The sequence below is a fragment of the Mesorhizobium sp. M3A.F.Ca.ET.175.01.1.1 genome, assembly GCF_004791945.1.
Taxonomy (GTDB): domain Bacteria; phylum Pseudomonadota; class Alphaproteobacteria; order Rhizobiales; family Rhizobiaceae; genus Mesorhizobium.
In genome coordinates, this window is sequence record NZ_SRTP01000002.1 from 633228 (window position 1) to 650338 (window position 17111).

Consider the following 17111-nt stretch of genomic DNA (forward strand, 5'->3'; position numbering starts at 1 on the left):
CGCGAGTGCTAACAAAAACCCCTCAACAGCGCACCAGGGAAAAATCCGAAAATGGCAAAGTCGAAGTTCCGCCCGCTGCATGACCGCGTGGTCGTTCGCCGGGTCGAATCCGAATCCAAGACCGCTGGCGGGATCATCATCCCCGACACGGCAAAGGAAAAGCCGCAGGAAGGCGAGATCATCGCTGTCGGCTTCGGCGCTCGTGACGAAGCTGGCAAGCTGGTCCCGCTGGACGTCAAGGCCGGCGACCGCATCCTGTTCAGCAAGTGGTCGGGCACGGAAGTCAAGCTCAATGGCGAAGACCTTCTGATCATGAAGGAATCCGACATCATGGGCATCATCGGCTCATATCAGGCCCTTTCGTCAACTGAATTCCCGGGCTCGATTGAAGCCCCTGCCAGGAGCTAAAAATGGCTGCCAAAGACGTAAAATTCTCCCGCGATGCCCGCGAGCGCATGCTGCGCGGTGTCAACATCCTCGCTGACGCGGTGAAGGTCACGCTCGGCCCCAAGGGCCGCAACGTGGTCATCGACAAGTCGTTCGGCGCCCCGCGCATCACCAAGGACGGCGTCACCGTCGCCAAGGAAATCGAGCTTGAGGACAAGTTCGAAAACATGGGCGCGCAGATGGTCCGCGAAGTTGCTTCGAAGACCAACGACATCGCTGGCGACGGCACCACGACCGCGACCGTTCTGGCGCAGTCGATCGTCCAGGAAGGCCACAAGGCCGTTGCCGCCGGCATGAACCCGATGGACCTGAAGCGCGGCATCGACCTCGCGGTAACCGACGTCGTTGCGACCCTGATCAAGAACGCCAAGAAGATCAAGACCTCCGAAGAGGTTGCCCAGGTCGGCACCATCGCCGGCAACGGCGATGCTTCGGTCGGCAAGATGATCGCCGAAGCGATGCAGAAGGTCGGCAACGAAGGCGTCATCACGGTTGAGGAAGCCAAGACCGCCGAGACCGAACTCGAAGTCGTCGAAGGCATGCAGTTCGACCGCGGCTACCTCTCGCCCTACTTCGTCACCAACGCCGACAAGATGGTTGCCGAGCTCGAGGACGTCTACATCCTCCTGCACGAGAAGAAGCTGTCCAACCTCCAGGCCATGCTGCCGGTTCTCGAAGCCGTCGTGCAGACCTCGAAGCCGCTGCTCATCATCTCGGAAGACGTCGAAGGCGAGGCTCTGGCCACGCTGGTCGTCAACAAGCTGCGTGGCGGCCTGAAGATCGCCGCCGTCAAGGCGCCGGGCTTCGGTGATCGCCGCAAGGCCATGCTGGAAGACATCGCCATCCTCACCGGTGGCCAGGTCATCTCGGAAGACCTCGGCATCAAGCTCGAGAACGTCGGCCTCAACATGCTCGGCCGCGCCAAGAAGGTGTCGATCTCCAAGGAGAACACCACCATCGTCGACGGCGCCGGCAAGAAGGCCGAGATCCAGGGCCGCGTTGCCCAGATCAAGCAGCAGATCGAAGAGACCACTTCGGACTACGACAAGGAGAAGCTGCAGGAACGTCTGGCGAAGCTCGCCGGCGGCGTTGCGGTGATCCGCGTCGGCGGTGCGACGGAAGTCGAAGTCAAGGAAAAGAAGGACCGCGTCGATGACGCCCTCAACGCGACCCGCGCGGCCGTCGAAGAAGGCATCGTTGCTGGTGGTGGCGTCGCGCTGCTGCGCGCTTCGGCCAACATCAAGGCCACCGGCGTCAATGCCGACCAGGCCGCCGGCATCAACATCGTGCGTCGTGCGCTTCAGGCTCCGGCCCGCCAGATCGCGGCCAACGCCGGTGCGGAAGCATCGATCGTTGCCGGCAAGATCCTTGAGAACAAGGGCGCGACCTTCGGCTACAACGCCCAGACCGGCGAGTATGGCGACATGATCGCCATGGGTATCGTCGATCCGGTCAAGGTTGTCCGTACGGCTCTTCAGGACGCGGCCTCGGTCGCCGGCCTGCTGGTCACCACCGAAGCCATGATCGCGGAGGCTCCGAAGAAGGAGTCGGCTGGCGGCGGCATGCCTGGCGGCATGGGCGGCGGCGGCATGGGCGGCATGGGCGGCATGGATTTCTAATCCAGCTCTGGCAGCTTTCGCAACGAGAGGGCGGCATCAATGCCGCCCTCTTTTTTTGCGAACCTCGGTCCGATGAACGATCGACGCCAACGCCGGCCATCGGCGTTAGGGCAACCTCAAAAGAACTGTCGAGTTGGTTGCGCGCGGCTTTGCGTCATCAGAGGCGCAAGGCGGTCGCGTGTGAGGATTGCGCGCTCCCATAGGCGGTTTCGGCATGTGCCTCGCCTTCGACATCGACATTGCGGCCAAGCAGGAAATCGGCGGCTTTCGAGGCATGGCTTGCGGCGCGGAAGATGGCGCGGTTGTCCTCGCGCAAAACCGTCAGCCATGAGCCGATGTAGTCGGCATGGCGCACGCTCGGCTCGATGCCGAGACTGCTGCAGATGAAGGCTGATGCGATTTCGGCGACCAGTTCCTCGCGCGCATAGGTGTTGGACCCGAAGGAGCCGGACAGGTCGCGCGCGAGTCGCCTCGGGTGGCCGGTCCAGTGTCCAAGCTCGTGAAAGCAGGTCCGGTAATAGTCGATCTGGTGGAAGAAAGCCGGCTGCGGCGGCACCTGTATGGTGTCGCTGCCGGGCATGTAGAAGGCGCGCTCGCCGCCGATGCGAAAATCAGCGCCGGTTGCATGAATGAGCGCCTCGGCCTGCGGGACCATCTCGCGCTCAGGCAGAGGCTCGCCGGCGGCGTAAAGATGTTCGGGCAGATTATCGCACTGCGCGACATCGAAGACGGTGAAGCGCTTCAGGAAGGGCACCGCCTGCGGTTCGTCGCCATCGGTGTCGGCGCGTTGCTTTTCGTTCTTGGGAACAAAGCGGTCAGCGTGAACGATGGTGGTGCCGTGCTCGCCCTTCCTGACATTGCCGCCAAGCGAAAGCGCCTGCCGGAAGGTGAGCCAGTTCTGGCTGGGGAAACCGCGCTCGATGACCGCGCCCCACAGGATCAGGATATTGATGCCGGAATATCGGCGCTGGGTGGCCGCATTCCGCGGCAGGCCGAGGCCTGTCCTTGCCCTGCCCCACGGCTTGACCCATGGCACGGTGCCGCGCTCCAGTTCGGCAATGATGCGGTCGGTGATTTCCTGATAAAGGCTGGCGCCGGTGCGCCCGCCACTGTCTGCGCCAGCCTGTCGGCTGCCGCAACGTTTGTTGTTTGCACGCATCGTGATGTCCTCCGCTCTACAATCGCGCGCCCTCCCCGGAAGCGGGGTGGGCGGCAAAAGCGACCGGAAAGGCCCGCCGTCGGAGGCGGACTGCATCAGCAGGACCGGAACGGAGTGGAGGACCCGAAAGCGACAAGCGAAGGGTTGCGGGACGCCGCGGCGGGCCTAGAAGGGAGTGCTGCCCACCCTGCGCCAGGGGGAAGGCCACAATAGAAAGACGCCGGCCGACAGGCCGGCGACCGTCAGCAGCCGAAGGCTGCCCCGCGCCAGGGGGCGATGCCGCAGGGCCAAGACCGCCTGAGCTTGCCGAAGAAAAGCGGGCTCGGTTCACGAGCACCCGGCCAGCGACTTCAGGCGCGGGCGCTCAGGATTGTTGTTGGCGCCCACGGCAGCTGGATGACCGCAACAAGATTACGAGGAGCGACAGCAAAGCCAGCTGCCACAAACGGCACGCTCCGGCAACAACAGCGTGGCCGGTCTACAGATGCTGCCCCGCACGAGAGCCAGCACGCTTTGAGCGCGCATCGGCGATGCAAGCGTTGCAAGCTGGCCATGTCCACAAGGTCGGCGACCACTATATCGCCGACCACCAACGCGGGCGTACCGTCTAAGTGCAGACCTTTCGCGAGTGCGCGGACCGCGCATTTCATCTGCGATGGCCGGATCTTGCATTCCCGCTTGAGCTGCTCAACGTCAAGGCCTACACGCGCTGCGATCTTGAGAGTGACCCTTCAACTGGGGGAAATCATAAGGGCGCGGTGGAATTCGTCGAACTTTCCCTGTTTTCTCGAGGCGAGTGCGGCGAAGGCTGGGAATTGGGAATCCGGTCCCAGGACCGGGAACTGTTTGATCACAAGCTTCAGATTGGGTTCATGCTTGAAGGCTTTTTGGTAGTTGATATCAGCCAGTCTGCAATGCGGACAGTTGTGGTAGTCATTGAATATGACCAGAACGGCATCGCCTTGCGGGTTGCCGGCGATTGGCGAAGGAGATCGTTGTCGAATGCGCCGCTCCACTTTTGCCTGTCGGTCGACCACGCCTGCCGGTGCAGGTTCGCGCTATATTGGCTCGCCAGCAAGGCGAGGAGTAAAAGAAGAGCTGCGACAGTGATGGCAGTCGGCTTAGACATGAGTCTCCAATCCATGGACGGCGTGGCAGCAACGGCCGCCTTTTTGGTGTAAAATGGGTCAGTTTTGATCGTGCCCCGCAGTTGCTACAGGCGCACAGGTGCCGGTGCGATCTGGCGGTTTCTCAAATACGGCTTTGCGCCATCGGGTCCACCCCAATAGCTGAGCGTCGTTCGCACGGGGAATTGTGTTCACCACGCCGGGCGACTTGACCGTCCACCGCCGGAGCGCTGAACGGTCCGCTAGTGAGGCGCTCCCCGAATCGTCGTTTATCCCGCTCGCCCCGGACCGGGTGACAGCCAGCGTTGCCGCTACGCTGCGGAGAAAAACCGTCAGCGCGTGGCATTCGGACATAAGCTGATCGACGCCAAGAATAAGCCCCACGGAGGTGACCGGTGCGGCCGGAACAAGAAAGAGCGTTGCAGCCATTGTGACGAGGCCTGCACCGGTAATGCGGGTTGTTCCGTTCGAAGGGAACAATGCGACAAACAGCATGAGGATCCGGCAGCCGATCGGGAGATCAGTTTTCGTCGCTTGGGCGATGAAAAGGGCGGCGAGCATCATATTCGTGCCGTCCAGATTGAATGGAATGAGACCCACGACCGAATGCGTGGCGCCGGCCCTTTCCATCTTCTCCATGAGCGAGGCCAGCGCGGCCTCTGAGGAGGACATTGCGAGCAGCAGCTCGTCCTTGATGTATCGGACGAGAGAGAAGAGCGAGCGGCCGTTGTAGCGGCAGACCGCGCCGAACAGGACCGAGAGGAACAAGACTTGCAGGATGTCGCCTTCCGCGAAGGCATTGGCAATCGTTGACGGGATGATGTTCATCAGGAAGCTGGTCACGGACTGCTCGTGAGCCGTGGCCACATAGCCCTTAACGGCTTGGACATCGAGCGAGGCCGGATCGATGTTGAGGCCGGCGCCAGGCTGAACGATATTCGCGACAATCAGCCCGACAACAAAAGCGAGCGTCGAAAAGGTGAGAAAATAGACCATCGCCTTGGCGGCAACTCGGCCGACCTTCTGCAGATCGCTCATGCCGGCAATGCCGGTCGCCATTGTCAGGAAGATGACAGGTACGGTGATTATCTTGACGACATCGACGAAGGCATCGCCGAGCGGCTTCAGGCTGTGGCCGGTCTCCAAATGGAAATAGCCGATTGCGGCACCCAGGATTATGGCGGCAAGTACCTGCACGTAGGTCCGGGCAAAATGGCGCTTGCGGGGCGCTGCGATCGCGCGGGGAACTCTTGGAACCAACACCGTCTCTCTCCTTGACCGGATCGGGGTGGGGCTCCTCCCTCTCCCATGCAGTGCTCCGGTCGAACGCTGCGCCCACTTCGGCGCAAACGATGTGCCAAATAGCAAAGAGGGGAAAACGCGCAGGACCTCACGCAATGCTTGCGATTCGCTCTCCCACACTCGTGCAGTGGTTGCCTGTCGCAACTATGGAAGGGTCGATTCTTGGGAACTCCAAAGGCCGCTCTTTGCGTCGAGCAGCTTGGCTGCCTGGAAGGTTCCCTCTTTGCCTTGCGGTCTGCGAGCTGAGTCCAGATCGTCATCATTTGGCTGCGCGCCGCACGGGGCTCGAAAGATTCAATCGAGGACGGGTCCTCTTGGAAAACGGGGGCAGCGTTGGTCAAGCCCTTCCACCCTGCTGTCCCAATGGTGTTCAGAAGCTCAGTTCACGATCAAGCGATGGATCAGCGTCATCTGGCGTTTGCGCCATCGCGGCGGCGTTGCAACGGGTCTGCCAAAGATGAGAAGGCCGCGAGGCAGGGTCCGAGACCTAGACTCCAACCTCATAGCACGCTCGGCTCGCGTTCGGAAGGTTCGAACCGCAGCACGATCAGGTGGCGACACCGTTGGTCGGAACCGGAACCCGACGAATGATCGTTCGTGACCGACATCTGTGAACAAGCAGTATGTGTCATTGCAATCACCACCCGTTGCGCGGAAATGCCCATATGGCCGTGAATGAACTGGATTTGGTGATTTTCCAGATGGCGGTGGAAAGCGTCCGCTTGCTCTCTTCAAGCTTTGATGAGAAGGCGGCTGAGATAGCCACGAGGAGCCGTGGTAGCCTTCTTTTTGACGTGCGGGTGGACGGTGACCTGGAGGTCCAGCGAGTCGCAGCCATTGGATATCCAGGCGACAAGATCGGTGTGGTGGCATTGGACCGAGAGGGCCTTGTTAGCTGTTGTTGCCTAGTCAATGGCACCTTCTCACCTTTCATTGCACCGTTGGAGAACTGGACCAGCATGCCCCTTTCGATGCAGGCCCAGATCGATGTCACAGGCTATGCGAGGCTCCTTCTGGCCGCCTTGCGAAATGCTGGACATATGCTGGACAGGTAGCATCGCGATGATGTCTGTGATGAGATGGTGCAAACGGCTGGATGAGGCGATCGCTTGCTGGCAGCTTTGGCAACAAAGCGATCGGTGAGTTCGCAATGCTGGAACACGTCCTTTAGACTCTGCAGTTAAGTTAGCGGACTACCATCTGACGAATGCCCTCTGACAGTCTGCATGGCGCGGCATGCCCTCTTAGGAATGCAGCCGTGGTTCTACACCATCGGCTGTTTTTGTGTCGAAGGCGACGGGCACGCCATGAACGAAGGAAGCGGCCGCCAACAGTTCCTCCAACTCGCGGTCGGTGGCCTTGCATGCCGGCATTAGTGTTCGGATGGCGCGGATCGCCTGCGCCATGGAGAGAAAGCGGACCCTTCCCCTGGAAAGGACATAGGCTTCTGCGGCTTTTTCGACGGTGACGGTGTGAAACGAATTGGTCATGACGAATTCCTCCCTGAACCCTGACCAACCCGACTTATGGCACGAATTCGACCGCCTTCAAGCCTATGTCCGATTGCGGACAATAGCTGCGATTCGTTCAAAACCGCTGATGCTTTTGGGCGACCTGGTGAGGGGCAAGGAGACGTCGGCTGAACCCGTTTCAACCGACATGCTTCAGGCAGCGGCCAGGCCGAAATAACGCTGCTCCTCCTTGTCATAAGCGCCATGTGTGAGCTTTATCAATCCGGCACGGTCGATGATCGTGATCTCGCCGCGCTTGGCGTGCACCAGTCCTCGATACTCAAGCATTTGCAGGGCCGTGGTGACCCCGGGCGGTGGGCGCGAGCATGGTCGCCAGAAATTCATGCGTCGGGAGGATCTTATCTCCTTCCGCACGGTCGTGGACCATCAGCTGCCAGCGGGCCAGCCGTTCTTCGATCTTGGAGTGGCCATTGACCAGTGCCGTCCGGCATGATTGGACGAGGAACGCGTGGGCATAATCCAGCACTGAGGTGCGAAGCGACGGGCTAATCGCAGGGCGAAGGTTTTCAACCGGCAGGCGCCAGGTAGTGCTTTCCTTTCCGAGAATGACGGCAATTCCTTTCATCCCGTCATAGCCGACAATGCCGACTTCACCTTGCCGCCCGCCGGTCATGGTGGCGACCACCGACGCGATGCCCCTCTCGGGAAAATATACGTTCTTGATCGGCTGATGCGCGACCTCCAACTGGTCCTTGATGCCCGGTTCGACGTGATGCAGCGATGGTCGCAAAAGCGCGAAGTCCTGCGGGGTGAGGGCTTCAGCACCTGGTCGCGAAAGAGGGATCGGGCAAGGCTCTCTTCCAACGGGGCAAGAGCGCGTACGTCTTACTGTCGGCTGCACCGAAGTAAATGCCGGCCGATGCCAAAGCATAGGCTTCGAAACGCGCGATTGCAAAGCCCTGTCGGGGCAGTGCAGTCATGCTAGAAGTCGCGCCGCCTACGATAGGCAGCGGATGACATGATTCCCTTCTGCGGCGGCCACCAAGAACGGCTCGGGCACGCTTTAATCGTTCATACACAAGCTCGCAGGAATGTAAGCAGCGGAACAATCGGGTGATTCGTACCGCCCTGCCCTTTCAGAGATCAAGTCATTGGACGTCAATTCGGCTGGAACGCCTCGTCGAACGGCCCAGGAAAATGCAGCCGGATGAGCAATGGTGGTTCACCTTATGTGCGGTCCCGGATATGCGGTCCGGCGGCTCATCTCCCAATAGCTTGTCGATGGGGAAGTGGAACTCGTCATGTCGCCGCGAACCGTCACCGCGCTAGCGGGGCTCTTTTGAAGACGCCGGTGTTTTTCTTTGTGGAACTGAATCTGTGAGGTGATTGATGCATGAATCAAACATTTGCGTATTTCCGCTGCATCGGCGACGTATATTGGTCGAAAGTATCGCCCAGGCCCTCGAGACCAAGAACGGCGAGGCGGCGAGTGCGTTCTGGCGCTGTGCTGCCAAGAAAATGCTCATTCAATTGTCCGATGTAGGAATTGCGCCAGAGCTCGCTGCGCAGGAGGTTGGAAGCCTTCTTCATGCGGTCTTGGACGACATGGCCAACCGAACGGTAATGCACAAAGCATAGGCTCGGGCGCTGTTGGACCGCGCGTCAGCTCGGGTCCTTATCAGGGGACTGCTCCGACTGGCCGACGGTCCGGCCAAACCGGCATACCGGCAAAGGTTTGAGGTTGCGATCGCTCACGGCGGCCGGTCCAATATTCTAAGACGACCTCAGAAGCCACGTTGGCTTCTTTGGACGAAGCGGAGGGGCGCCATTTTGGCGTGCTCACGCTGGACTGCGGGTTGCGCCTACGGAAATCCAAAGTCCGGCCGCGCGAGCCAATCGACCGGAACAGTCGAAAGCTCGTGGGGGCGGGTCCGCTCACCCTCACGGCGGCGGTGGCGGCCGTGAGCAGACTTAACTCAAGTCACGGCTGAGCATCCGCAGGCGCTATGCCGATTGGATGAGAACTGGTTGCCACAACACCGGCCCGTTGAGGCGTCCCCTCCAGCGGATGCGCAAGAGACTGGCGTAGGAAATATCGAGGAAGCCGGCGACTGCCTCGGTGTTGCCGACCTGCTTGGGCTGTCCGATACGTGACAACGGCCAGGTGGCGAGACGAAGGATCCTTTCGATGCGCGTATCTGTCACCGTTACGATCCCGGAGAGATTGTTGGCCAAGCCGAATTCGATGATCCCCGCGAAGAGCTCGTAGGTTGCTTGGGCCAGGCCGCCAGCTGCCTTCGGCGCTGTCGCAGGGAGATCGAGCGCGAAACGACTACTCTCCCAGATATCGGCACTCGCAGGGACCACCATCTCATCCAGCAGCGTCGGAAACGTATCGCGCAACATTGTCGGTCCGGTGGTCGGCAAAAGGCGGACGCAGCCGCAAGTTCGCCAATCGGACCCCTTGAGAAGCAGGTAGACGGGGTTCAGGCTGTCAAACGGGTCCGTTTCCATTTCGCCTTCGGTCTGCACTTCCCAATCGAGCCGCTTCTTGAAAACCCGATACCTAAGTCCGTGCATTTCCTTGAGTTCGCTCGCAAACTCGGCGTAGCAGTCGGGTGTTATCAGCTGCATCATTGTCGTCTCCGTGCGGGATGTGTCCACGCAATCGAAGGGCAAAGCCGTCATGAATGCAGCCTGTAGACCTTTACAGCTAGACTTGGAGAGGATCAGGATCTCGCCCGAGCAGCCATCCGCACTACGGCCTGGTTGATGGTTCGCACGCCAAGCTTCGCCTTGGCGTTTTCCTGATGGAAGGTCACGGTGCGTTTCGAGACACCGAGAATCTGGCTGATATCCCAGGCCGACTTGCCGCACGCCGCCCATTTCAGGCACTCGAACTCCCGCCGGGTGAGCGTTATGCCATCTACCACGCAATCTTCGGCGAGCCTGCGCCGGGCATGGATATGAACGTTGATCGCAACCAGTTGCATTGCTTTTTCGTAGCGCGTCAGCGACCTCAGAAATGGCGGATGCGCCTCGTTGGAGGCGAAGGTCAGTGCGGCGAACCGGCCGCGATGATCATGCATCGACATGGTCAGTCCGCCGCGAATGCCGAACTCAGCTGCTTTTTCCAGGACTTCCTGCTGAGAGGTCGGCAAATAACGGTGATCGCGGTCCACACCCCAGTCGAAGGTATCCCAGCCCCGCAGTCCCCGCAGGATCACGGGATCCACGCTGTGGTAGCGCTGTTGCAGGTAATGTGATGTCCATGATGATGGATAATTCGAGATCAATCGCGGCCTGTCGCCGGAAGCGGATGGGTAGGTGAAATAAGCGAAGAGCGGAAAGTCGAACCCGGCTGCGGCGGACGCCATTGCCTCATGGAGATCGACGGCATCGACGCTTGCAGAGAGTTGCTCGACCAAGGTTTCAAATACGCGATGCATCTGCGCTTAGCGTACCTCGCGGAGGTTGCTGGAAGCCGACGGAGACGTGGTTCTAAATGATGGCCTGTCCCTGCAGGGCATACGACGCGCCGCCGTCATCACCGCAATTGCTGTGCTGCTTCCGATTGGAGAGAGCTCCGCCCACCTGACCAACTACCGATGGGTGATATTGCGACGTTATCGATGAGCCGCGTGTCGCCAAGCCAAGCCGCAGCAAGCAAGCGTGCCGGTCGGTCAAGGCTTGCTAACGATTGCAGGTCTGTTTCTCCGCGCAGCTCCAGGTATTCGAGCTCGCGATAGCCGGCAGCCAGAATTGCTGCACGCGCTTCATCAAGCGTAGGCAGGATGGGGGAGCCGCGTGCAAGCCGCTCGGCCGTATCGAGCAGGACCGATGCTAGTTTTGGGGCAATGGCGCGTTGGGCTGGGGAGAGCCGCACGTTACGCGACGATAGCGCAAGACCATCGGCTTCGCGGACTGTCGGACAGGGCACAATAGTGATCGGAATGTCGAGATCCCGGACCAAGCGCCTGACAAGCTGAAGTTGCTGAAAATCCTTTTCGCCAAAAAAGGCGAAGTCAGCGCCGGCCTGCAGGAAGAGCTTGGCCACGACCGTCGCCACGCCATTGAAATGGCCGGGCCGGAATGCGCCGCAAAGGCATTCGCTGATGCCGGACACTGAAACGGCCGTGGCGAAGCCCACCTGGTACATTTCCTCTGTGTCCGGCACATAGAGCAGATGCGTGCCCAGCAGAGCGAGCTTGGCAGCATCGTCGCTTTCCGTCCGAGGGTAGGCAATCAGGTCGGCGGGGCTGTTGAACTGCTTGGGGTTTACGAACAGCGTCACGATCACCCGCTCGGCCCTTTCGAGCGCCTTCCGCACGAGGCTCAGATGCCCGTCGTGCAAGGCTCCCATGGTCGGCACAATACCGATCGTGGCACCCGAGCGACGCCATTGCGCAACGACGCCGCGCAGCTCGCTCACGGTTCGAGCGATCGGCACGCTCATGTGAAGTCACCGGCCTTCAAGGCGTTGACATAGAGATGTTCGACCGCCGGAAAGTGCCGGTTCCGCACATCGGTGGCGTAAGCGGCGATTGCCGCCTCAGCCTGCTCACCGAGCTCGGCATAGCGTTTGACGAACTTCGGCCGAAATGAGGTGAAGAGCCCGAGCATATCGTGGCTCACCAGAATCTGGCCGTCGCAAGCTGGCGAGGCACCGATGCCGATTGTGGGTATGTCGATATCGGCGGTTATCTGCCGTGCAAGCTGCTCCGGTATCTTTTCCAGCACCAAGGAGAAGGCGCCCGCTTCGGTTACCGCCCTGGCGTCGCGCCTGATCCGCTCTGCATCGGCTCCCCGGCCCTGCACACGATAGCCTCCAAACGTGTTTACCGCCTGCGGCGTCAGGCCCACATGGGCCATGACAGGTACGCCGCGCGCGGTAAGGAAGCGGATGGTTTCCGAGATGGTCTCGCCGCCCTCGATCTTTACCGCTGAACAACCGGTCTCACCCATCACGCGCGCAGCGTTGCCGAAAGCGTGCTCTGGGCTTTCCTCGTAGGAACCGAAGGGCAGGTCGACGACCATCAGCGCGTGTTCAAGGCCGCGGCGAACGGCCTGTCCGTGCATGATCATCATGTCGAGCGTGACCCCCAGCGTCGACGACAGGCCGTGCAGCACCATGCCGACGCTGTCGCCGACAAGAACGATGTCGCAGTGGCGATCGAGCAGCCTCGCGACCGGCGTGGTGTAGGCCGTCAAGCATACAAGTGGCGTCTGGCCTTTTCGCGATCGAATATCTGGAGGAGTCATCCCTTTTATCTCACCAGCCGCGCTCAACCGAGGCCCCTTCCCTTACGTTACCAACAGCGGGTGTCGCGTTTGGCATATTTTTGTGCGACTGCGAAGAGCTAAAAACAGCGCTTGAGTACTCTGGTGTTGACGTGCTGGCTTCCAAGGTTACATTCAATCGATTAAGGCGCTCCGTTGGGCCAACCCGCTTTCGCAAACATGGATCCTCAGACAAGAAGAACCAAGAAAGGCAAAGCCGCCGTCAAAGCTGACGAAGCCAAAGTGGACCTGACTGCCGTCGTGGTCGCCGTAAACGACAGTGAGCCCTGTGTCCTCACAGTCGGTCATGCGGACACCCTCCCTTCTGGACCTTTTGCCCTTGAGCATCGATCACTGCAGTCGGGTTTGAGGGGGTGGGTGGAGCAGCAGACCGGCCATGCACTTGGATACATCGAGCAACTCTACACCTTCGCCGATCGCGATCGCATCGGCACTGAGCGCCACCAGCGCGTCATCTCAATCAGCTATCTCGCATTGACCAGGAAGGAACAGGCAACGAACTCGGCCGCGTGCGGCTGGCAAAGTTGGTACGAATATTTTCCCTGGGAGGACCACCGCTTCGGCACGCCGCCTGTGCTGCTCGATAGATTGCGGCCCCGCCTGATTGAGTGGGCCGGCGGCGCCAGCGAGCCGACCACTCAACGCGAGCGCCGGCAGCGCGCTGCGATAGCCTTCGGCTTCGACGACCGCCATTGGAACGAGGAACTCACGCTCCAACGCTACGAGTTGCTCTATGAAGCTGGTCTGATTGAGGAGGCCGGTGGCGGCAGGGACGCGATTGCGGCCGCGGCTGGCAAACCAATGGTCGCTGACCACCGTCGTATTCTGGCAACCGGGATCGCGCGGCTGCGTTCGAAGATCAAATACCGGCCGGTCGTGTTCGAGCTTATGCGGCCTTCCTTCACGCTGCTGCAACTGCAGCGAACCGTGGAAGCTTTGGCTGGCAGGCTGATCAACAAGCCGAACTTCCGGAGATTGGTCGAGCAGCAGGAACTTGTTGAGGAGACCGGGGAGACCTCCCTCGACACGGGCGGCCGACCGGCGAAGCTTTATCGCTTCCGGCATGCCGTCCTCGACGACAGGGCTATCGCCGGGACAAAATTACCGCTGGCGCGGGCTTGACATACTTATAGTCAAGGTAGATATATTCCCTTATTGTCAAACCGAATATAATCGAGGCGCCAATGACTGGGGCGTTACCTATGGCTGCGTCCCTGTATGAGCGTGTCCGGCGGGTGATCCCACCCGTTGAATGGCTCGCGTTCGCCGGCGATATTGAAGCCATCTTAGCGCTGAAGCGTGAGCGCAATGCGGTGGTGCTGGCGCACAATTACCAGACGCCCGAAATTTTTCATTGCGTGGCAGACATCGTCGGCGACAGCCTGGCGTTGGCCCACAAGGCGGTGACGGTCGACGCCGACATCATCGTGGTTGCCGGCGTTCATTTCATGGCCGAGACGGCAAAACTGCTCAATCCGAACAAGACCGTGCTCATCCCGGATCTCCGCGCCGGCTGCTCGCTGGCCGAATCGATCACGGCAAACGACGTGCGGCTAATGCGGCTGCGGTATCCGGGGGTCCCCGTTGTTACTTACGTCAACACTTCCGCCGCCGTAAAAGCGGAGTCCGACATCTGCTGCACGTCCGGCAACGCCAAGGCGGTGGTGGAATCGCTTGGCGTGGCGCGTGTGCTGATGCTCCCGGACGAATATCTGGCGAGGAACGTGGCAGCCGATACAGACGTCGAGATCATCGCCTGGAAAGGCCATTGCGAGGTGCATGAGCGCTTCACCGCAGCAGACATCCGGGAACTGCGCGATGCCCATCCAGGCGTCATCGTGCTGGCCCATCCAGAATGCCCACCAGACGTTGTCGCGGAGGCGGAGTTCTCCGGCTCGACCGCGGCGATGTCGGATTATGTCGAGCGTGAGAAACCGACGCGTGTCGTCCTTCTGACCGAATGTTCGATGAGCGACAACGTCGCGGTCGCGCATCCCGACGTCGAGTTCGTTCGCCCATGCAATCTGTGCCCGCACATGAAGCGCATCAACCTGGCCAACATTCGCGCCGCACTCGAGCAGAACCGGCATGAGGTCCGGATTGATCCCGAAATTGCCGGCCCCGCCCGCCGCGCGGTCGAGCGCATGCTTTCCCTATGAGTCTGGAGGTTCGCGACATCGCCGGGGCGCCGGTCGTCATCGGCGGCGGCATTGCCGGCCTGATGACGGCGCTTCATCTGGCGCCGGAACCGGTCGTGCTTTTGACCAACGCGCCGCTTGGAACCGGAGCCTGCAGTGAACTTGCCCAGGGCGGTCTTGCGGCAAGTCTCGGGGGCGACGACGGCCCAGATTTTCACCTTTGCGACACGATAGCTGCCGGCGACGGACTCTGCGATGAGGCCACGGTGCGGCGAGTGGTACGAGCTGCACCCGAAGCGATTAGGACGATCCAAAGGTTCGGCGTCGACTTCGACCAGCACCCTGACCGCGCGTTGCGACTTGGGCTCGAGGCGGCACACTCGCGACGGCGAATTGTGCATGCAGCCGGCGACGCCACCGGTCGCGAGTTGGTGCGCGCGCTCGTCGCCGCGGTTCGGCGTACAGCCTCGATCACCATTATCGAAAATGTGGAGGTCCGCCGGCTGGTCGTGCAGGACGGGTCGGTCATCGCCGTGGTCGCAGCAGGACGAGCCGGCGCGCTCGCTCTGCCCACGCGTCGCGCGGTGCTGGCGACCGGCGGCGTCGGCGGGCTGTTTTGCGACACGACAAACCCCGCTGGCTCATGGGGTCACGGGCTGGCGCTCGCCGCATGGGCGGGGGCGGAACTCGCCGACTTGGAATTCATACAGTTCCATCCAACTGCGCTCGACGGTCCGCGCCGGCCGATGCCGCTGGTGAGCGAAGCCGTGCGTGGCGAAGGCGCGGTGCTCATCGATGAGCGAGGAGAGCGCTTCCTCGCCGACACACCTGGCGGTGAACTTGCGCCTCGCGACGTCGTAGCGCGCGCCATTTGGCACCAGCTTGCCGTTGGACGCCGCGTATTCCTGGACGCACGGCAAAGTCTCGGCCCGAGATTTGGCAAGCGTTTTCCAGGCATCGCCGAATTGTGCCGGAGCGCAGGAATCGACCCCGCGACCGACCTGATCCCGGTGCGCCCGGCGGCACATTATCACATGGGCGGCGTCGCCGTAGACAGCGCCGGCCGCAGCTCCATCGAGGGATTGTGGGCCTGCGGTGAGGTGGCCTGTACCGGCCTGCACGGCGCCAACCGCCTGGCCAGCAACTCGCTCACCGAAGCGGCGGTCACCGCGAGCTGGGTTGCCGAAAGCGTTGCCGGCACGTCGTATACCCGGCGACCGCGCAGATGCTCCACATTCGTCCCTCCACGACCAGACGCTTCCGTGGTCCGCCCGATTGTCTCCGCCGCCCTGGGTATCATCCGCGACGGCGAGGCAATGCGCGAAGCGGTGGCGACCCTGCTGCCGATCGCAGCCAATAGTGTCGCTGCCTCTGGTCCGGCTTTGGTCTCACTGATGATCGCCGCGGCGGCCCTGAGGCGGGAAGAGAGTCGAGGCGCGCACTGTCGGTCCGATTTCCCGCTCCACGATGCCAACGTGCGCCCATCACGGCTGACACTGCACAGCGCAATGCGGGCCGCGGCCGCACTCGATTGCCGGGCTACCATACGGAGCACTTGATATGACTTCATTCTCCCCCCTCCCCGCGACCCTGATCGAACCGATTGTGCGCGTTGCGCTCCTCGAAGACCTGGGCAGATCCGGCGACCTGACCACCGATGCGGTTATCCCGTATGATTGCACTGCCACGTTGGTGCTCAAAGCGAGGCAGGCGGGCGTCGTTGCCGGGCTCGATCTGGTCTCGTATGCCTTCCTTCTCGTGGAACCGGCGATCAACATCCAGATCTGGCGCCCTGATGGCAGCGAGGTTGGGGCCGGGGAAACCATTGCAAGATTGTCCGGACCCGCACGAGGCCTGCTCACGGCCGAACGCACGGCCCTCAATTTCTTATGCCGGCTGAGCGGCATTGCCACTGCCACAGCGGCCATGGTTGAGGCCGTGCGCGGTCACAAGGCGAGGATTGTATCGACGCGAAAGACGACGCCCGGGCTGCGGGCATTGGAGAAATACGCCGTGCGCGTCGGCGGCGGTGCCAATCACCGGTTCGGCCTCGATGACGGCGTGCTCATAAAGGACAACCACATCGCGATCGCCGGCGATATCCGCACAGCAATAGAGCGGGCGCGCGCCGCAGCAGGGCATATGGTGAAGGTCGAGGTCGAGGTCGACACGCTGAAGCAGCTCGATGCAGCGCTCGCGATTGGTGTTGACGCGGTGCTGCTCGACAATATGTCGGTCGAGGATCTTGCCCGCGCGGTTTCTATAGTGGATGGCCGTACGATCACCGAGGCGTCCGGTCGGGTGATGCCGAAAACGGCGGCGGCGATTGCGGCGACCGGTGTCGATCTCATCTCCATGGGTTGGCTGACGCACAGCGCCCCGATCCTCGACATCGGCCTGGACATGCCGGACCACCAGAACATCTGCAAGCACTTGAACTGAGGATTACGGCGTGAGGAGCAACATCAGCTCGGCAGGCGTAGGAGGTGCTGGAAAGACGTGCCGCAGCTCGCCTTTAGCGAGTGCGCCCCAAAGCCAAGAAGGCG

The 17111-nt window shown here is 61.3% G+C and carries 17 protein-coding genes and 1 pseudogene; 9 read left to right on the forward strand and 9 right to left on the reverse strand.

The window, feature by feature from the left end:
- Positions 1-51: 51 nt before the first annotated feature.
- Positions 52-345 (forward strand): annotated as a pseudogene (groES, locus tag EN818_RS07680) (co-chaperone GroES); the annotation flags it as partial.
- 65 nt (positions 346-410) lie between these two features.
- The gene (gene groL / locus EN818_RS07685) at positions 411-2066 is read left to right on the forward strand and encodes a chaperonin GroEL (protein WP_126057772.1); all 1656 of its coding nucleotides are present in this window, start codon (positions 411-413) and stop codon (positions 2064-2066) included.
- 157 nt (positions 2067-2223) lie between these two features.
- Here groL and EN818_RS07690 read toward each other — a convergent pair whose 3' ends face one another.
- Complete coding sequence (locus EN818_RS07690; protein WP_126059319.1) at positions 2224-3225, reverse strand: zincin-like metallopeptidase domain-containing protein; 1002 nt, start codon at positions 3223-3225, stop codon at positions 2224-2226.
- 611 nt (positions 3226-3836) lie between these two features.
- Between EN818_RS07690 and EN818_RS33530 the strand changes: the two genes are divergently transcribed.
- Positions 3837-4406, forward strand: a complete 570-nt coding sequence (locus EN818_RS33530; protein ID WP_245454735.1) for a hypothetical protein — start codon at positions 3837-3839, stop codon at positions 4404-4406.
- Between the two features lie 6 nt (positions 4407-4412).
- Here the strand turns inward: EN818_RS33530 and EN818_RS07700 are convergent, their stop codons facing one another.
- On the reverse strand, positions 4413-5612 hold the full coding sequence (locus EN818_RS07700; RefSeq protein ID WP_306462679.1) for a cation:dicarboxylase symporter family transporter: 1200 nt from the start codon (positions 5610-5612) through the stop codon (positions 4413-4415).
- A gap of 707 nt (positions 5613-6319) precedes the next feature.
- Here EN818_RS07700 and EN818_RS07705 point away from each other — a divergent pair.
- Positions 6320-6709: a hypothetical protein gene (locus EN818_RS07705; protein ID WP_024505560.1), complete on the forward strand. Its 390-nt coding sequence runs from the start codon at positions 6320-6322 to the stop codon at positions 6707-6709.
- Positions 6710-6898: 189 nt separating this feature from the next.
- Here the strand turns inward: EN818_RS07705 and EN818_RS07710 are convergent, their stop codons facing one another.
- The 3 genes from EN818_RS07710 to EN818_RS07715 all read right to left on the reverse strand — a co-directional run bounded on the left by EN818_RS07710 (position 6899) and on the right by EN818_RS07715 (position 7916).
- Positions 6899-7144 carry a hypothetical protein gene (locus tag EN818_RS07710; RefSeq protein ID WP_063169243.1) on the reverse strand — a complete coding sequence of 82 codons (246 nt, stop codon included), beginning with the start codon at positions 7142-7144 and terminating at the stop codon, positions 6899-6901.
- Positions 7145-7318: 174 nt separating this feature from the next.
- On the reverse strand, positions 7319-7453 hold the full coding sequence (locus EN818_RS34280) for a hypothetical protein (protein WP_256754986.1): 135 nt from the start codon (positions 7451-7453) through the stop codon (positions 7319-7321).
- Positions 7446-7916, reverse strand: coding sequence for a hypothetical protein (locus EN818_RS07715; RefSeq protein WP_245454734.1), 471 nt, complete (start codon positions 7914-7916; stop codon positions 7446-7448). The genes EN818_RS34280 and EN818_RS07715 overlap by 8 nt, the downstream gene beginning before the upstream one ends.
- Before the next feature lie 599 nt (positions 7917-8515).
- Between EN818_RS07715 and EN818_RS33535 the strand changes: the two genes are divergently transcribed.
- Positions 8516-8764 (forward strand): DUF6074 family protein, encoded by a 249-nt coding sequence (locus EN818_RS33535; RefSeq protein ID WP_063169245.1) that lies wholly within the window; start codon positions 8516-8518, stop codon positions 8762-8764.
- A gap of 366 nt (positions 8765-9130) precedes the next feature.
- Here EN818_RS33535 and EN818_RS07725 read toward each other — a convergent pair whose 3' ends face one another.
- The 4 genes from EN818_RS07725 to panB form a co-directional block, all read right to left on the reverse strand.
- Positions 9131-9763 (reverse strand): acyl-homoserine-lactone synthase, encoded by a 633-nt coding sequence (locus tag EN818_RS07725; RefSeq protein WP_126057769.1) that lies wholly within the window; start codon positions 9761-9763, stop codon positions 9131-9133.
- Positions 9764-9855: 92 nt separating this feature from the next.
- A complete protein-coding gene (locus EN818_RS07730; RefSeq protein ID WP_126057768.1) occupies positions 9856-10575 on the reverse strand; it encodes a LuxR family transcriptional regulator in 720 nt (239 codons plus the stop codon).
- A gap of 98 nt (positions 10576-10673) precedes the next feature.
- Positions 10674-11582, reverse strand: coding sequence for a pantoate--beta-alanine ligase (gene panC, locus EN818_RS07735; protein WP_024505565.1), 909 nt, complete (start codon positions 11580-11582; stop codon positions 10674-10676).
- Entirely contained in the window at positions 11579-12415 is an 837-nt protein-coding gene (gene panB, locus EN818_RS07740) for a 3-methyl-2-oxobutanoate hydroxymethyltransferase (protein WP_126063927.1), read from the reverse strand. The genes panC and panB overlap by 4 nt, the downstream gene beginning before the upstream one ends.
- A gap of 171 nt (positions 12416-12586) precedes the next feature.
- Here panB and EN818_RS07745 point away from each other — a divergent pair, with 171 nt between their 5' ends.
- The 4 genes from EN818_RS07745 (at position 12587) to nadC (ending at position 17007) form a co-directional block, all read left to right on the forward strand.
- Entirely contained in the window at positions 12587-13549 is a 963-nt protein-coding gene (locus EN818_RS07745; protein WP_126063926.1) for a hypothetical protein, read from the forward strand.
- A 62-nt stretch (positions 13550-13611) separates the two neighbouring features.
- On the forward strand, positions 13612-14586 hold the full coding sequence (nadA, locus tag EN818_RS07750; protein WP_126063925.1) for a quinolinate synthase NadA: 975 nt from the start codon (positions 13612-13614) through the stop codon (positions 14584-14586).
- On the forward strand, positions 14583-16124 hold the full coding sequence (locus EN818_RS07755) for an L-aspartate oxidase (RefSeq protein ID WP_024505569.1): 1542 nt from the start codon (positions 14583-14585) through the stop codon (positions 16122-16124). Before nadA ends, EN818_RS07755 begins: the two co-directional genes overlap by 4 nt.
- A 1-nt stretch (position 16125) precedes the next feature.
- A complete protein-coding gene (gene nadC, locus EN818_RS07760) occupies positions 16126-17007 on the forward strand; it encodes a carboxylating nicotinate-nucleotide diphosphorylase (protein ID WP_024505570.1) in 882 nt (293 codons plus the stop codon).
- Positions 17008-17111: the final 104 nt, after the last annotated feature.

What these genes read in the sequence shown, in the direction of transcription:
- groL (WP_126057772.1), top strand. Translation starts at nt 411, where the DNA reads ATGGCTGCCAAAGACGTAAAATTCTCCCGCGATGCCCGCGAGCGCATG.
- EN818_RS07690 (WP_126059319.1), bottom strand. Translation starts at nt 3,225, where the DNA reads ATGCGTGCAAACAACAAACGTTGCGGCAGCCGACAGGCTGGCGCAGAC.
- EN818_RS07705 (WP_024505560.1), top strand. Translation starts at nt 6,320, where the DNA reads ATGGCCGTGAATGAACTGGATTTGGTGATTTTCCAGATGGCGGTGGAA.
- EN818_RS07710 (WP_063169243.1), bottom strand. Translation starts at nt 7,144, where the DNA reads ATGACCAATTCGTTTCACACCGTCACCGTCGAAAAAGCCGCAGAAGCC.
- EN818_RS34280 (WP_256754986.1), bottom strand. Translation starts at nt 7,453, where the DNA reads ATGCTTGAGTATCGAGGACTGGTGCACGCCAAGCGCGGCGAGATCACG.
- EN818_RS33535 (WP_063169245.1), top strand. Translation starts at nt 8,516, where the DNA reads ATGCATGAATCAAACATTTGCGTATTTCCGCTGCATCGGCGACGTATA.
- EN818_RS07725 (WP_126057769.1), bottom strand. Translation starts at nt 9,763, where the DNA reads ATGATGCAGCTGATAACACCCGACTGCTACGCCGAGTTTGCGAGCGAA.
- EN818_RS07730 (WP_126057768.1), bottom strand. Translation starts at nt 10,575, where the DNA reads ATGCATCGCGTATTTGAAACCTTGGTCGAGCAACTCTCTGCAAGCGTC.
- panC (WP_024505565.1), bottom strand. Translation starts at nt 11,582, where the DNA reads ATGAGCGTGCCGATCGCTCGAACCGTGAGCGAGCTGCGCGGCGTCGTT.
- EN818_RS07745 (WP_126063926.1), top strand. Translation starts at nt 12,587, where the DNA reads ATGGATCCTCAGACAAGAAGAACCAAGAAAGGCAAAGCCGCCGTCAAA.
- nadA (WP_126063925.1), top strand. Translation starts at nt 13,612, where the DNA reads ATGACTGGGGCGTTACCTATGGCTGCGTCCCTGTATGAGCGTGTCCGG.
- EN818_RS07755 (WP_024505569.1), top strand. Translation starts at nt 14,583, where the DNA reads ATGAGTCTGGAGGTTCGCGACATCGCCGGGGCGCCGGTCGTCATCGGC.
- nadC (WP_024505570.1), top strand. Translation starts at nt 16,126, where the DNA reads ATGACTTCATTCTCCCCCCTCCCCGCGACCCTGATCGAACCGATTGTG.